The sequence below is a fragment of the Streptomyces sp. NPDC007929 genome (genome assembly GCF_042959065.1).
GTDB lineage: Bacteria > Actinomycetota > Actinomycetes > Streptomycetales > Streptomycetaceae > Streptomyces.
Window position 1 is genome coordinate 151,043 of the sequence record NZ_JBIBKD010000011.1, and the last position, 14,445, is coordinate 165,487.

The following is a 14,445-nucleotide window of genomic DNA, read 5'->3' on the forward strand; positions in this document are numbered from 1 at the left end:
GGGGCAGGCGCCGTCAGTGTTCCGCACGCCTTTGTGCGGGACGTTCTGTGAGGTGCGGTCGGACCACGGGAGGCCGGACCGCGTGCCGGTCAGACCATCAGTGCGCGGTCCGTCGGACGGATCGGGGCCGGCAGTTCGCTCGTACCTGTCAGCGCGCGGTCCACGCCGCGCGCCGCCGAGCGGCCCTCCGCGATCGCCCAGACGATGAGCGACTGGCCGCGGCCGGCGTCACCGGCGACGAACACGCCCGGCACGTTGGTCCGGTAGTCGCCGTCGCGGGCGATGTTGCCGCGCTCGTCGAGTTCCAGCCCGAACTGCTCGACCAGGCCGTTGTCCCGGTCGGTGCCGGTGAAGCCCATGGCGAGGGTGACCAGCTGCGCGGGGATCTTGCGCTCGGAGCCCGGCTTCGGGGTCAGCTTGCCGTCGATGAACTCCACCTCGGTGAGGTGCAGCCACTGGACGTTGCCGTCCTGGTCGCCCTCGAAGTGGGTGGTGGAGACGGAGTAGACCCGCTCGCCGCCCTCCTCGTGGGCCGAGGTGACCTTGTACAGCATGGGGAAGGTCGGCCACGGCTGGGAGGCCGCGTTCCGCTCCTCGCCCGGGCGGGGCATGATCTCCAGCTGCGTGACGGAGGCCGCGCCCTGGCGGTGGGCGGTGCCCACGCAGTCCGCGCCGGTGTCGCCGCCGCCGATGACCACGACGTGCTTGCCCTCGGCCGAGATCGGGGGCGCCACGAAGTCGCCCTCCTGCACCTTGTTGGCCAGCGGCAGGTACTCCATGGCCTGGTAGATGCCCTTGAGTTCGCGGCCGGGCACCGGCAGGTCACGGGCCGTGGTGGCGCCGACGGCCAGGACGACCGCGTCGTAGCGCTTCTTCAGGTCCGTGGCCTTCAGGTCGCGGCCGATCTCGATGCCGGTGCGGAAGCGGGTGCCCTCCGCGCGCATCTGCTCGATGCGGCGGTTGATGTGCCGCTTCTCCATCTTGAACTCGGGGATGCCGTAGCGCAGCAGGCCGCCGACGCGGTCCGCGCGCTCGTAGACGGCGACCGTGTGACCGGCCCGGGTCAGCTGCTGGGCGGCGGCGAGTCCCGCCGGGCCCGAGCCGACGACCGCGACGGTCTTGCCGGACAGGCGCTCGGGGATCTGCGGGGCGACGTCCCCGGTCTCCCACGCCTTGTCGATGATCGAGACCTCGACGTTCTTGATGGTGACCGGCGGCTGGTTGATGCCCAGCACACACGCCGCCTCGCAGGGAGCGGGGCAGAGCCGGCCCGTGAACTCCGGGAAGTTGTTCGTCGCGTGCAGGCGCTCCGAGGCGGCCGCCCAGTCCTCGCGGTAGGCGTAGTCGTTCCACTCGGGGATGAGGTTCCCGAGCGGACAGCCGTTGTGGCAGAACGGGATGCCGCAGTCCATGCAGCGGCTGGCCTGCTTGCTGATGATGGGCAGCAGGGAACCGGGGACGTAGACCTCGTTCCAGTCCTTGACGCGCTCCTCGACGGGGCGGGACTTGGCGAGCTCGCGCCCGTGGTTGAGGAAGCCCTTCGGGTCAGCCATTGATCGCCGCCTCCATCATCTTCTCGTGGGTCTCGGTCTCGGTGAGACCGGCTCGCTCGGCGGCTTCCTTGGCGGCGAGCACTGCCTTGTAGGTGCTGGGGATGATCCTGCTGAACCGCTCGACGGCGGTGTCCCACTCGGCCAGGAGCTTCTCGGCGACGGTGGAGCCCGTCTCCTCCTGGTGGCGGCGAACCACGTCGTGCAGCCACTGCTTGTCGGCGTCGTCCAGCGCCTCGACGGCGTCCAGGTTGCCGACGTTGACGTTGTCGCGGTCCAGGTCGATCACGTACGCGATACCGCCGGACATGCCGGCCGCGAAGTTGCGGCCCGTCTCGCCGAGGACCACCGCGTGGCCGCCGGTCATGTACTCGCAGCCGTGGTCGCCCACGCCCTCGGAGACGACCGTGGCGCCGGAGTTGCGGACGCAGAACCGCTCGCCGACCTTGCCGCGCAGGAACATCTCGCCGCCGGTGGCGCCGTAGCCGATGGTGTTGCCGGCGATGACGCTGTACTCGGCGAGGTGGTCGGCCGAGCGGTCCGGGCGGACCACGATCCGGCCGCCGGACAGGCCCTTGCCGACGTAGTCGTTGGCGTCGCCCTCCAGGCGCAGCGTGACACCGCGCGGCACGAAGGCGCCGAAGGACTGGCCCGCGGAGCCGGTGAAGGTGATGTCAATGGTGTCGTCGGGCAGGCCCGCGCCACCGAACTTCTTCGTCACCTCGTGGCCGAGCATGGTACCGACCGTGCGGTTGATGTTGCGGATCTGCACCTGGGCGCGCACCGGCTGGGCGTCGGCGGCGCCGGAAGCGGAGAGCGCGTCCGAGGCCAGCTTGATGAGCTGGTTGTCGAGCGCCTTCTCCAGGCCGTGGTCCTGTGCGATCAGCTGGTGGCGCACCGCGCCCTCGGGCAGCTCGGGCACGTGGAACAGCGGCTCCAGGTCCAGGCCCTGGGCCTTCCAGTGGTCGACGGCCCGGGAGACGTCGAGGGTCTCGGCGTGGCCGACGGCCTCCTCGATGGAGCGGAAGCCCAGCTCGGCGAGGATCTCGCGGACCTCTTCGGCGATGAACTGGAAGAAGTTCACGACGTACTCGGCCTTGCCGGAGTAGCGCTCGCGCAGGACCGGGTTCTGCGTGGCGATGCCGACCGGGCAGGTGTCCAGGTGGCAGACGCGCATCATGACGCAGCCGGAGACGACGAGCGGCGCGGTCGCGAAACCGAACTCCTCGGCGCCCAGCAGCGCGGCGATGACCACGTCACGGCCGGTCTTGAGCTGGCCGTCGGTCTGCACGACGATGCGGTCGCGCAGGCCGTTGAGCAGCAGGGTCTGCTGGGTCTCGGCGAGGCCGAGCTCCCAGGGGCCGCCGGCGTGCTTCAGCGAGGTCAGCGGCGAGGCGCCGGTGCCGCCGTCGTGGCCGGAGATCAGGACGACGTCCGCGTGCGCCTTGGAGACACCCGCGGCGACCGTGCCGACGCCGACCTCGGAGACCAGCTTCACGTGAATCCGCGCCTGCGGGTTCGCGTTCTTCAGGTCGTGGATCAGCTGGGCCAGGTCCTCGATCGAGTAGATGTCGTGGTGCGGGGGCGGGGAGATCAGGCCCACGCCCGGCGTCGAGTGACGCGTCTTGGCGACCCACGGGTAGACCTTGTGGCCGGGCAGCTGGCCGCCCTCGCCGGGCTTGGCGCCCTGGGCCATCTTGATCTGGATGTCGTCGGAGTTGACCAGGTACTCGGAGGTCACACCGAAGCGGCCGGAGGCGACCTGCTTGATGGACGACCGGCGGGCCGGGTCGTACAGGCGCTCCGGGTCCTCGCCGCCCTCACCGGTGTTGGACTTGCCGCCCAGCTGGTTCATGGCGATGGCGAGGGTCTCGTGCGCCTCCTGGGAGATGGAGCCGTACGACATGGCGCCGGTGGAGAAGCGCTTGACGATCTCGGAGACCGGCTCGACCTCGTCGATGGAGATCGGCTGCCGGTCCGACTTGAAGCCGAACAGGCCGCGCAGCGTCATCAGCCGCTCGGACTGCTCGTTCACCCGCTCGGTGTACTTCTTGAAGATGTCGTACTTGCCGGAGCGCGTGGAGTGCTGGAGCCGGAAGACCGTGTCCGGGTCGAACAGGTGCGGCTCGCCCTCGCGGCGCCACTGGTACTCGCCGCCTATCTCCAGCGCGCGGTGCGCGGGGGCGATGCCGGAGGCCGGGTAGGCCTTGGCGTGCCGGGCAGCGACCTCCTTGGCGACGACGTCGATGCCGACACCGCCGATCTTGGTGGCCGTGCCGTTGAAGTACTTCTCCACGAAGGCGTCGTCGAGACCGACGGCCTCGAAGACCTGGGCGCCGCGGTAGGAGGCGACGGTGGAGATGCCCATCTTCGACATGACCTTCAGCACGCCCTTGCCGAGGGCGTAGATCAGGTTGCGGATGGCCTGCTCGGGCTCGATGCCGGGCAGGAAGGTGCCGGCGCGGACCAGGTCCTCGACGGACTCCATCGCCAGGTACGGGTTGACGGCGGCGGCGCCGTAGCCGATGAGCAGGGCGACGTGGTGGACCTCGCGGACGTCACCGGCCTCGACCAGCAGGCCCACCTGGGTGCGCTGCTTGGTGCGGATGAGGTGGTGGTGGACGGCCGCGGTGAGCAGCAGCGACGGGATCGGCGCGTGCTCGGCGTCGGAGTGGCGGTCCGACAAGACGATCAGGCGGGCGCCGTTGTCGATGGCGGCGTCGGCCTCGGCGCAGATCTCCTCGATGCGCGCGGCCAGCGACTCACCGCCGCCGTGCACCCGGTACAGGCCGGAGAGCGTCGCGGCCTTGAAGCCGGGCATGTCGCCGTCGGCGTTGATGTGGATGAGCTTGGCCAGCTCGTCGTTGTCGATGACCGGGAAGGGCAGCAGGACGCTGCGGCAGGAGGCCGCGTTCGGGTCGAGCAGGTTGCCCTGGGGGCCCAGCGACGAGCGCAGGGAGGTGACGAGTTCTTCGCGGATGGCGTCCAGCGGCGGGTTGGTGACCTGCGCGAACAGCTGGGTGAAGTAGTCGAAGAGCAGACGGGGGCGGTCCGACAGGGCGGCGATGGGCGAGTCGGTGCCCATGGAGCCGATCGGCTCGGCGCCGGCCTTGGCCATCGGCGCGAGGAGGACGCGCAGCTCCTCCTCGGTGTAGCCGAAGGTCTGCTGGCGGCGGGTGACCGAGGCGTGCGTGTGCACGATGTGCTCGCGCTCGGGCAGGTCCTCGAGCTCGATCTCGCCGGCCTCGAGCCACTCCGCGTAGGGGTTCTCGGCGGCGAGTTCGGCCTTGATCTCGTCGTCCTCGATGATGCGGTGCTCGACGGTGTCGACGAGGAACATGCGGCCGGGCTGGAGGCGGCCCTTGCGGACGACCTTGGAGGGGTCGATGTCCAGGACGCCGACCTCGGAGCCGAGGACGACGAGGCCGTCGTCGGTGACCCAGTAGCGGCCGGGGCGAAGGCCGTTGCGGTCGAGGACCGCGCCGACCTGCTTGCCGTCGGTGAAGGTGACACAGGCCGGGCCGTCCCAGGGCTCCATCATCGTGGAGTGGAACTGGTAGAAGGCGCGCCGGGCCGGGTCCATGGAGTCGTGGTTCTCCCACGCCTCCGGGATCATCATCAGCACGGAGTGCGGCAGGGAGCGGCCGCCCAGGTGCAGGAGTTCGAGGACCTCGTCGAAGGAGGCGGAGTCGGAGGCGTCCGGCGTGCAGACCGGGAAGATCCGGTCGATGGTCTTGCCGTCGGACCCGCTGTGCCCATCGTCGGCAGAGCCGAACAGGTCCGAGGCGAGCTGCGACTCGCGGGCCACCATCCAGTTGCGGTTGCCCTTGACGGTGTTGATCTCACCGTTGTGCGCGACGAAGCGGTAGGGGTGGGCCAGCGGCCACGACGGGAAGGTGTTCGTCGAGAACCGGGAGTGCACGAGCGCGATCGCGGAGGCGAAGCGGCGGTCGGACAGGTCCGGGAAGAAGGGCTCCAGCTGGCCGGTGGTCAGCATGCCCTTGTAGACGATGGTCCGCGCGGACAGCGACGGGAAGTACACGCCGGCCTCGCGCTCGGCGCGCTTGCGCAGCACGAAGGCCTTGCGGTCGAGGGCGATGTCCGTGGCGGGCGTCGCGGAGCCGTCGGCGACGAAGATCTGGCGGAAGACCGGCATGGTCGACCGGGCGGTGGCGCCGAGCAGCTGGGGTGCGACGGGCACCTCGCGCCAGCCCAGGACGGTGAGGCCCTCGTCGGCGGCGATCGTCTCGATCTGTGAGACGGCGTCGGCGGTGGAGTCCTCCGGCAGGAAGGCGATGCCGACGGCGTAGGAACCGGCGTCGGGCAGTTCGAATCCGGCCACGTCACGGAAGAAGGCGTCCGGGACCTGCGACAGGATGCCGGCGCCGTCGCCGGAGTCGGGCTCGGAGCCGGTGGCGCCGCGGTGTTCGAGGTTGCGCAGAACGGTCAGAGCCTGTTCCACCAGGGTGTGGGACGCCTCGCCGGTGAGGGTGGCGACGAAGCCGACGCCGCAGGCGTCGTGCTCGTTGCGGGGGTCGTACATACCCTGCGCAGCAGGGCGAGCATCCATGAAGGACCAGTTCTGGCCATTCGCGGAATGCTGGGACGGCTGGCGCGGCGTACGCATCGGCTCTCCCGTCGTCGTCATCTGGCATGTGCAAGTGCCGAGGGACGACGTTGGCCCTCGCGTGATCGCAAAATTTCGTGCAGGTTACATGATGGAGCGGTTCTCGGGAACCGGGATAGTCCGTTCCAGCATGCGGACACCGCGGGTGTACGGCGGGGGTTCCGCACCGCGGTGGAGGCTATGGGGGGACCGCACGGAACGATCGGGTCAGATCGGTGTCCATCGGCCCGGGGAGCGGGACGGGCGTCTTCGCCCACCCCGCCAGGGGTGCGCGGCGAGCGTCGTTGCCCGCAGCGCTTACGGCTCATGCCCGGTGGCTGTGCCTCCGAAACCAACGAGTAACGACTACCTATGCAGTCCCTTGCATAGGTCCGGGTCGAGCTATCCTACGGCCGTTCCGAACAGGGTGCCCAGGGCGTACGTCACACCGGCCGCCGCGCCTCCCAGGAGGAGCTGCCGAAGCCCGCTGTACCACCAGGTGCGAGCCGTCACCTTGGCAACCACCGCACCGCACAGGAACAGCCCGAGCAGCGCCAGCAGAACGGCCGGCCAGATGCTGCTCGCCCCCAGCAGATAGGGCGCGACGGGGATCAGCGCGCCCAGCGCGAAGGAGCCGAAGCTGGACACCGCGGCCACGGTCGGCGAGGGCAGATCGCCGGGGTCGATGCCCAGTTCCTCCCGGGCATGGATCTCCAGAGCCTGCTCGGGGTCCTTCGACAGCTGCCGGGCGACCTCGCGGGCCAGGCGCGGCTCCACGCCCCTGGACTCGTAGAGCGCGGCGAGCTCGGCCTCCTCGTCCGCGGGGTGCTTGCGCAGCTGGCGCCGCTCCACGTCCAGCTCGGCCTCGACGAGCTCGCGCTGCGAGGCGACGGAGGTGTACTCGCCGGCGGCCATGGAGAAGGCGCCGGCGGCCAGCCCCGCGAGGCCGCTGATGACCACGGTGTGCTGGCCGACCGCTCCGCCCGCGACGCCGGTCATCAGGGCGAGGTTGGAGACGAGGCCGTCCATCGCGCCGAACACCGCGGGGCGCAGCCAGCCGCCGTTCACGTCCCGGTGCGTGTGGTTGTCCCGGTGCGCCTCGTGCAGCGTCGCCTCGGTGTCGATGATGGCCATGGAAAGGAACCCCACTCCCCGTCTTTGGACATGTTCCAGAGTTTTACAACACCAAAAATACGCCCCGGATTCCTTCCTCGCCAGCAAGGAAAGGCTGCGCTAACCTGCGGTTTTGCCCTTTCGTGCTCACTTGATCATCAGTGCGCACAGATGTCGACCGGGTGATGCTGGGGCGCGTGAGGCTCGGCGGAGCAACCGGAGTGGGACACATGCCGTATGGCATCGATCGCCTGCATCCCCTCCGTCCCGGCGCCCGGGGACGCCGCCGGACTGCGCGCACGCGCCCGCGGCGCACTGCTGGGCCTGGCCGTCGGAGACGCCCTCGGGGCTCCGGCGGAGAACCTGAAGCCCTCCGAGATCCGCGCCCGGTGGGGCAGGATCACCGGCTACGTCGCCGAGCGTCCGGCGGGCACGGACGACACCGAGTACGCGATCTTCTCCGGCCTCCTGCTGGCCCGGCACGGCTCCGCGCTCACCCCGGCCCATGTGGAGGCGGCCTGGCACGAGTGGATCGCCGACCGCGACGAGGGCCCCTTCCGGGGCGCCGGGTTCAGCGAACGGGGCACGCTGGAGAACCTCCGGCGGGGGCTGGCCGCCCCGATCTCCGCGCAGCACCGGCACGCCTGGAGCGACGGCCTGGCCATGCGGGCGGCGCCCTTCGGGGTGTTCGCGGCGGGCCGTCCGGCGGAGGCGGCTCGGCTGGTCGCGATCGACGGTTCGGTGAGCCACGACGGCGAGGGCATCTACGGCGGCCAGGCGGTGGCGGCGGGTGTCGCGGCGGCGATGGCCGGCGCGCCGCCGACCGCGGTCGTGGCCGCGGCCCTCGCGGTCGTCCCCGACGACTCCTGGACGGCCCGCAGCCTGCGCCGCGCGGTGGCGGTCGCCCACCGCGGCGAACGCGCGGTGCGCTCCGCGGTCGTCATCGGCGGCTACCCCTGGACCGACCTGGCCCCCGAGGCGGTCGCCCTCGCCTTCGGCGCGTACGCGGCGGCCGACGGCGACTTCGAGCAGTCCGTCCTGACCGCGGTGAACATGGGCCGCGACGCGGACACGACAGCGGCGGTGGCCGGGGCCCTGGCAGGAGCGACCCGCGCAGTCTCCTCGATCCCCGAGCGCTGGACGACCCCCATCGGCCCGGTCCTCGGCAGATGCCTCCCAGCCATGGCGGGCTACCACGTCCTGGACGTGGCGGACCTGCTGACACCGACGGACTTCGTCCTGGCGGGCGACGGAACGGAGGGACCCTCGTGACCACGCACGCACCCGCACCCGCCGACGGCGAACGCACCCCGACCCCGCAGAACCCACCCCCACCCCTACCCGCCGACGCCGAACGCGCCCCGACACCACACGAATCCCCCGCACCCGCCGACGGCGAACGCGCCCCACGGGAGACCAGGGCCCCTCAGGTGACAGTCACGGGCGGTGCGCGGGCGGGAGACCACAGGGCCGAAGGCGAAGCCGAGGCCACAAGACGGGCCGAAGGCCTCCTGCTGGGACTCGCCGCCGGCGACGCCGCCGGCTGGCCCGCCGCCCGCCACCGAGCCGCCCGCATGCCCGACTGGACCCGCCGCCTCACCCGCGAACTCGACACCTTCGCCGAACAGAACGCCACGACCACCCTCCCCGTCCCCATCGCCCTGAACCAGCCCCCCGAACCCCTCCGCCTCGGCCCGTCCGACGACGCCGAGTGGGCAGCCTTCGCCGCGGAGGCCCTCCTGCGCGCCGGCGACGACACCGTCCGAGACGACCTCAGCCGCGAACGCCGCACCCGAGCCGCCATCGACCTCACCTGGAACGCCCTGGCCGCCGAGGTCGCCGCCGCGGCGCACCGCGCCCCCGAGATCGAGTCGGCCGTACTCCCCCTGCGCGCCCGCATCTCCGTCCGCGCCGGCCTCGGCAACCTCGCCACCGGGCTGCGTCCACCCGCCACCGGCCACGACAACCCGCACTACTTCGACGACGCCGCCTGCGTACGCGCCTGCGTCCTGGCCGTGGCCCACCCCGGCGACCCCCGCGGCGCCGCCGACCTCGCCGAGTTCGACGCCCGCTACACCCAGGACGGCGACGGCGTCCACGGCGCCCGCGCGATGGCGGCCGCCCTCGCCCTCGCCCTGGCCGGAGCGGACGTCGGCGCCTGCGTCACCGCGGCCCTCGCCGAGCTCCCCGAGAAGACGGAGATCGGCCGCAACGCCCGGCAGGCCCTGACCCTCGCCACCGCCGCGGACAGTGCCTTCGCGCTCGTCCCACCCCTGGAGCACCAGATCGTCGACCACGTCTACAGCTACGGCATCGCCGCCGCGGAGACGGTCCCGGTCGCCCTCGCCCTGGCCACCGCGGCCCGCGGCCGCATCGCGGAGGCGATCCCGGCCGCGGCCTGCCTGTCCCGCGTCGCGGACTCCGCACCGGCCCTGGCGGGCGCCCTCACCGGCGCGCTGGGCGGCGGCGCGTCGATCCCCGCCTCCTGGCGGGAGACCTGCCGCACCCTCTCCGGCTGCGTCCTGCCCCGCCTCACCGGCACGGACCTAGTGGAACTCGCCGACCTCCTGGAAGCGGTGCGACCGGCCCGCCCGGGTGGATGATGCGGCCATGCAGCCCAAAACCCCCCAAAACACCCCACTGGACGAGCGGATCACAGCGGCCCTGGTCGGCGCGGCCGTCGGCGACGCGCTCGGCGGCCCCGTCGAGGGCTACTCCCCCGAGCAGATCCTTCAGCGCCACGGCGGCCGCGTCCACGGCATCGTCGGCCCCTGGCACGGCGACGACTGGCGCACGGCCCGCCCCCTCGCCCCGTACCACAAGGGCGACGGCCACGTCACCGACGACACCCTGATGACCCACGCCCTGATCCGCGTCTACGCCCGGGTCCGCGACCACCTCGACGCCTACTCCGTCGCCGACCACCTGGTCCCGGACCTGATGACCGAGCCGCGCTGGATCCCGGAACTCGAGAGCGAGGCCCTCCCCCTCCAGCGGATCTTCCTGGCGGAGAAATGGCTGGTGACGAGGATCCACTACGGCCACGCCGACCCGCGCGAGGCCGGCACAGGCAACATCGTCAACTGTGGCGCGGCGATGTACATGGCCCCGGTCGGCCTGGTCAACGCGGCCGACCCGCGGGCGGCGTACGCCGAGGCCCTCGACATCGCCGGCGCGCACCAGTCGTCGTACGGCCGGGAGGCGGCCGGGGTCCTGGCCGCGGCGGTGGCGGCGGCGTGCACCCCCGGCGCGACCCCGGACTCGGTCGTCTCGGCGTGCCTCGCCCTCGCCAAGGACGGCACCCGGGCCGCCATCGAGCGGGTCTGCGAGGAGGCGGCCCGCCACACGGACTTCGAGTCGGCGCTGGGCCCGCTGCGCGAGGCGGTGACCCCGTACGACACGGTCGGCCCCGACTACCGGGCCCCTTCGCTCGGCGCCCGCCGCCCGTCCCGGCTGCACGCGATCGAGGAACTGCCCGTCGCGCTGGGCATGGTGCTCGTGGCGCGCGGCGACTACCGTCACGCGGTGCTCGGCGCGGTGAACTACGGCCGCGACTGCGACTCCATCGCCACGATGGCCGGAGCCGTGGCCGGGGCCCTGGGCGCACCGGTCCCGGAGGACTGGGCCAAGACGGTCGCCGAGGCCAGCCGCCTGGACCTGTGGGAACCGGCGGCCACCCTCACCGCCGTGACACGCGAGGTCTTCGACCGGGACGTGGCCCGCCGCCGCGCCCACGAGCGGGCCTTCGCCTCCCTCGGAGGCCCGGCATGCTCCGACTGACCTGGGTCCAGCCGGAGGACCTGCTCGGCCACGAGCTGCGCCAGGCGGCCGAGGACGGCCGCGCGCCCAAGGCGGTCGCGGCCCGCTGGCGGGCGGCGGGCGGTCCCGACGCCCCGGCCGGCGCGGGCGCGTCCCCCGCCCCGGCCTCCCGCTACCTGCGCCGGCTGGCGGAAGACCTCCTGGACGAACTGGCCGATCTCCCGAGCGCGCTGGCGGACGACGAACCCACCGCCCTGGACAGGATCCGCTCCGCCTGCCCCGACTGGCCGCGGCCGGTCGGCGCCCCGGCCACCACCCCGCTCGCCCTGGAGGCCGCCTGGCTCGGCCGCGCCACCGGCTGCCTCCTCGGCAAACCGGTCGAGAAGCTCCCCCTCGACGCCATCCGCAGTCTCGCCCGCGCCACCGGCAACTGGCCCCTCAGCACCTGGTTCACCGCCCGGGGCGTCCCGCGGGAACTGCTCGACCGGTACCCCTGGAACCGCCGCTCGGCGCCCACCTCCCTCGCCGAGAACATCGACGGCATGCCCGAGGACGACGACCTCAACTACCCCCTGGTCAACCTCGTCCTGCTGCAACGCCACGGCCGGACGTTCACCACCACGGACGTGGCCCGCACCTGGCTCGACGAGCTCCCCGCCGGCCGCACCTTCACCGCCGAACGCATCGCCTACCGCAACCTCCTGTGCGGCCTGGAGCCCCCGCACACGGCCCGCCACCGCAACCCGTTCCGCGAATGGATCGGCGCCCTGATCCGCGCGGACGTCCACGGCTGGACCAACCCCGGCGACCCGGCCGCGGCCGCCGAGCAGGCCCACCGGGACGCGACCCTCACGCACACCGCCAACGGCGTCTACGCGGCGATGTTCACGGCGGCCGTCATCGCCACGGCGGCGACCGGCGACCACGACGTCCACAGCTGTCTGCGCACCGGTCTCACCGTCGTCCCGCCACGCTCCCGACTGGCCCGGGCCGTCCGGCACGCCGTGCGGCTCGCGCACGAGCACACGGACTTCGACACCGTCGTCGACGCGCTCCACGCGAGCCACACCGGCACCCACTGGGTGCACGCCGTACCCAACACCGCCCTGATCGCCGCCGCGCTAACCCACGCGGACGGCGACTTCACCGGCTCCATCTGCCGTGCGGTCGGCGGCGGCTGGGACACCGACTCCAACGGCGCCACGGCCGGCTCGGTCGCCGGACTGCTGGCCGGGCACCCCGGCGCGCTCCCCGGCCGCTGGACGGCGCCCCTGAAGAACCGGCTGACCACCTCCATCGGCGACTTCGACGGCGTCGGCTTCGACACCCTCGCCCACCTCACACACCGGGAGGTCCCCCGCCCATGACCGCGTCCCTGCCCACGTCCACGCCCGTGCCCGCGCCCCTGACCGGCCTGCGCGTCCTCGACCTCGCCACCCTCTTCGCCGGCCCGATGGCCGCCACCCTGCTCGGCGACTTCGGCGCCGAGGTCGTCAAGATCGAGCACCCGGACAAGCCCGACCCCTCCCGCGGCCACGGCCCGTCCAAGGACGGCGTGGGCCTGTGGTGGAAGATGCTCGGCCGCAACAAGCGGACCATGACGCTGGACCTGTCCAAGCCCGGTGGTCGCGCCACCCTGCTGCGCCTGGCCGCGGGCACCGACGTGATCATCGAGAACTTCCGCCCCGGCACCCTGGAGAAGTGGGACCTGGGCTGGCCGGAGCTGTCGGCCGTCAACCCCCGCCTGGTCCTGGCCCGCGTCACCGGCTTCGGCCAGTTCGGGCCCTACGCGCACCGCCCCGGCTTCGGCACCCTGGCCGAGGCCATGAGCGGCTTCGCCGCGATCACCGGCGAGCCGGGCTCGCCCCCGACCCTCCCGCCGTTCGGCCTGGCCGACTCCATCGCGGGCCTGACGACGGCGTACGCGGTGATGACGGCGCTGGCCGCCCGCGCGCACACCGGCGAGGGCCAGGTCGTCGACATGGCGCTGATCGAGCCGATCCTGGCCGCCCTCGGCCCCCAGCCCCTCTGGTACGACCAGCTCGGCCACGTCCAGCCCCGCACCGGCAACCGCTCCCCCAACAACGCACCGCGCGGCGTCTACCGCACCGCCGACGGCACCTGGGTCGCCGTCTCCACCTCGGCCCAGTCGGTCGCGGAACGCGTGCTGCGCCTGGTCGGCCGCCCGGAGCTGATCGACGAGCCCTGGTTCGCCTCGGGCGCCGAGCGCGCCCGGCACGCCGACGTCCTGGACGAGGCGGTCGGCGGCTGGATCGCGGCGCGCACCCGCACCGACGTCCTGGCCGCCTTCGAGAAGGCCGAGGCGGCGGTCGCCCCGGTCCAGGACGTGCGCGATGTGATGGCGGACCCGCAGTACCAGGCCCTGGGCACCATCACCACCGTCGACGATCCCGAACTGGGCCCGCTGCGCATGCAGAACGTCCTCTTCCGGCTCTCCGCCACGCCCGGCTCGATCCGCTGGGCCGGCCGCCCGCACGGCGCCGACACCGAGGAGATCCTGACCGAGCTGGGCCTGACCCCGCAGGACGTCGGCGCGCTGCGCGCGGAGGGCGCCCTGTGACGGCGCAGTACCCGCTGACCTGGCTCTACGCCCCGGGTGACCGGCCGCAGGTGGTCGCGAAGGCCCTGGCCTCGGGTGCCGATGTCGTGGTCGTCGACCTGGAGGACGCGGTCCCCTGTGACCGCAAGGAGTACGCCCGGGCCGCCACCGCCGAGCTGCTCGCCCACCCACCGCCCGTCCCGGTCCATGTCCGCGTCAACGCCCTGGACAGCCCCTGGGGCGAGCACGACATCGCGGCCCTGTCTCCGGCGGCCGGGCTCTCGGGCCTGCGCCTCGCCAAGATCCGCTCACCCGCCGAGGTCGCCCGAGTGGCCCGCCGAGCCGCCCGGACCGACCTGTACGCCCTGCTGGAGACGGCCCTCGCCGTGGAGCAGGCCTACGCCATCGCCGGTGCCCATCCGCATCTGCGCGGCATCGCACTCGGCGAGACCGATCTACGGGCCGACCTCGGGGTGCGCGACGACAGCGGACTCGACTGGTCCCGCTCCCGAGTGGTCGTGGCGGCCCGGGCCGCCGGACTGCCCCCGCCGCCGCAGTCCGTCCACCCCGACACCCGCGACCTGGACGCCCTGGCGGCCTCCTGCGCCCACGGCCGTGCCCTGGGGTTCCTCGGCCGGGCCGCGATCCACCCCCGCCAGCTCCCGGTGATCGAACGCGCCTATCTGCCCACCGAGGCGGAGATCGAGCAGGCGGAGACGGTGCTCAAGGCGGCCGCCACGGACCAGGGCGCCCAGGCCCTGCCGGACGGCCGCTTCGTCGACGCGGCGGTGGTGACGGCGGCCCAGCGCACCCTGTCCCTGGCGCGCCGGCGCTGATACGCCGAGAGCGCCCGGGAG

At 72.8% G+C, this 14,445-nt stretch carries 9 protein-coding genes; 6 read left to right on the forward strand and 3 right to left on the reverse strand.

The window, feature by feature from the left end:
- Positions 1-89 precede the first annotated feature (89 nt).
- The 3 genes from ACFZDE_RS32185 to ACFZDE_RS32195 form a co-directional block, all read right to left on the reverse strand.
- Positions 90-1,553: a glutamate synthase small subunit gene (locus tag ACFZDE_RS32185; RefSeq protein WP_391002166.1), complete on the reverse strand. Its 1,464-nt coding sequence runs from the start codon at positions 1,551-1,553 to the stop codon at positions 90-92.
- Positions 1,546-6,177 (reverse strand): glutamate synthase large subunit, encoded by a 4,632-nt coding sequence (gltB, locus tag ACFZDE_RS32190; protein WP_391206179.1) that lies wholly within the window; start codon positions 6,175-6,177, stop codon positions 1,546-1,548. The genes ACFZDE_RS32185 and gltB overlap by 8 nt, the downstream gene beginning before the upstream one ends.
- A gap of 381 nt (positions 6,178-6,558) precedes the next feature.
- The gene (locus ACFZDE_RS32195; RefSeq protein WP_391002162.1) at positions 6,559-7,290 is read right to left on the reverse strand and encodes a VIT1/CCC1 transporter family protein; all 732 of its coding nucleotides are present in this window, start codon (positions 7,288-7,290) and stop codon (positions 6,559-6,561) included.
- Between the two features lie 216 nt (positions 7,291-7,506).
- Between ACFZDE_RS32195 and ACFZDE_RS32200 the strand changes: the two genes are divergently transcribed.
- The 6 genes from ACFZDE_RS32200 to ACFZDE_RS32225 are packed head-to-tail and all read left to right on the forward strand — an operon-like array spanning position 7,507 to position 14,424.
- A complete protein-coding gene (locus ACFZDE_RS32200) occupies positions 7,507-8,541 on the forward strand; it encodes an ADP-ribosylglycohydrolase family protein (RefSeq protein WP_391205974.1) in 1,035 nt (344 codons plus the stop codon).
- Positions 8,439-9,872 (forward strand): ADP-ribosylglycohydrolase family protein, encoded by a 1,434-nt coding sequence (locus ACFZDE_RS32205; RefSeq protein WP_391205977.1) that lies wholly within the window; start codon positions 8,439-8,441, stop codon positions 9,870-9,872. Before ACFZDE_RS32200 ends, ACFZDE_RS32205 begins: the two co-directional genes overlap by 103 nt.
- A gap of 7 nt (positions 9,873-9,879) precedes the next feature.
- Entirely contained in the window at positions 9,880-11,049 is a 1,170-nt protein-coding gene (locus ACFZDE_RS32210; RefSeq protein WP_391205980.1) for an ADP-ribosylglycohydrolase family protein, read from the forward strand.
- Positions 11,037-12,395: an ADP-ribosylglycohydrolase family protein gene (locus ACFZDE_RS32215; RefSeq protein ID WP_391002154.1), complete on the forward strand. Its 1,359-nt coding sequence runs from the start codon at positions 11,037-11,039 to the stop codon at positions 12,393-12,395. Before ACFZDE_RS32210 ends, ACFZDE_RS32215 begins: the two co-directional genes overlap by 13 nt.
- A complete protein-coding gene (locus ACFZDE_RS32220; protein WP_391205983.1) occupies positions 12,392-13,609 on the forward strand; it encodes a CoA transferase in 1,218 nt (405 codons plus the stop codon). Before ACFZDE_RS32215 ends, ACFZDE_RS32220 begins: the two co-directional genes overlap by 4 nt.
- Positions 13,606-14,424, forward strand: coding sequence for an aldolase/citrate lyase family protein (locus ACFZDE_RS32225; protein ID WP_391205986.1), 819 nt, complete (start codon positions 13,606-13,608; stop codon positions 14,422-14,424). The genes ACFZDE_RS32220 and ACFZDE_RS32225 overlap by 4 nt, the downstream gene beginning before the upstream one ends.
- The last annotated feature ends 21 nt before the right edge of the window (positions 14,425-14,445 follow it).

Excerpts from the sequence above, each read along its gene's own strand:
- ACFZDE_RS32185 (WP_391002166.1), bottom strand. The coding sequence starts at position 1,553 with ATGGCTGACCCGAAGGGCTTCCTCAACCACGGGCGCGAGCTCGCCAAG.
- gltB (WP_391206179.1), bottom strand. The coding sequence starts at position 6,177 with ATGCGTACGCCGCGCCAGCCGTCCCAGCATTCCGCGAATGGCCAGAAC.
- ACFZDE_RS32195 (WP_391002162.1), bottom strand. The coding sequence starts at position 7,290 with ATGGCCATCATCGACACCGAGGCGACGCTGCACGAGGCGCACCGGGAC.
- ACFZDE_RS32200 (WP_391205974.1), top strand. The coding sequence starts at position 7,507 with ATGGCATCGATCGCCTGCATCCCCTCCGTCCCGGCGCCCGGGGACGCC.
- ACFZDE_RS32205 (WP_391205977.1), top strand. The coding sequence starts at position 8,439 with ATGCCTCCCAGCCATGGCGGGCTACCACGTCCTGGACGTGGCGGACCT.
- ACFZDE_RS32210 (WP_391205980.1), top strand. The coding sequence starts at position 9,880 with ATGCAGCCCAAAACCCCCCAAAACACCCCACTGGACGAGCGGATCACA.
- ACFZDE_RS32215 (WP_391002154.1), top strand. The coding sequence starts at position 11,037 with ATGCTCCGACTGACCTGGGTCCAGCCGGAGGACCTGCTCGGCCACGAG.
- ACFZDE_RS32220 (WP_391205983.1), top strand. The coding sequence starts at position 12,392 with ATGACCGCGTCCCTGCCCACGTCCACGCCCGTGCCCGCGCCCCTGACC.